Origin of the sequence: Pseudostreptobacillus hongkongensis (assembly GCF_001559795.1) — a bacterium.
Classification (GTDB): Bacteria; Fusobacteriota; Fusobacteriia; order Fusobacteriales; family Leptotrichiaceae; genus Pseudostreptobacillus; species Pseudostreptobacillus hongkongensis.
Genome location: NZ_LOHY01000069.1, coordinates 1 through 279, shown reverse-complemented (window position 1 = coordinate 279; position 279 = coordinate 1). Strand labels below are relative to the sequence as shown.

The following is a 279-nucleotide window of genomic DNA, read 5'->3' as shown; positions in this document are numbered from 1 at the left end:
ATGCGCCACCGGCCGTCACTGCCCGAACTTCATGGTCAGCGCGTAGATCGGCGTGATGATGGCGAGCGCGATGCCGCCGACCGCCGCGCCGAGGAAGATGATCAGGACCGGCTCGATGATCGAAGAGAGGTTGCCCATGATCTGGTCGACCTGCTTCTCGTAGAAATCGGCGATCTCTTCGAGCATCTCGTCGATGGTTCCGGCGCGTTCGCCGACGGCGATCATCTGCACGACCAGCGGTGGGAAGAGCTTGGGCGAGCGGTCGAGTACCTGCGAGAT

The 279-nt window shown here is 62.7% G+C and carries 1 protein-coding gene; it reads right to left on the bottom strand.

The window, feature by feature from the left end:
• Positions 1 to 15 precede the first annotated feature (15 nt).
• Positions 16 to 279: type II secretion system F family protein (locus AYC59_RS07515; protein ID WP_211259997.1), on the bottom strand; the 264-nt coding region annotated here is incomplete at its 5' end.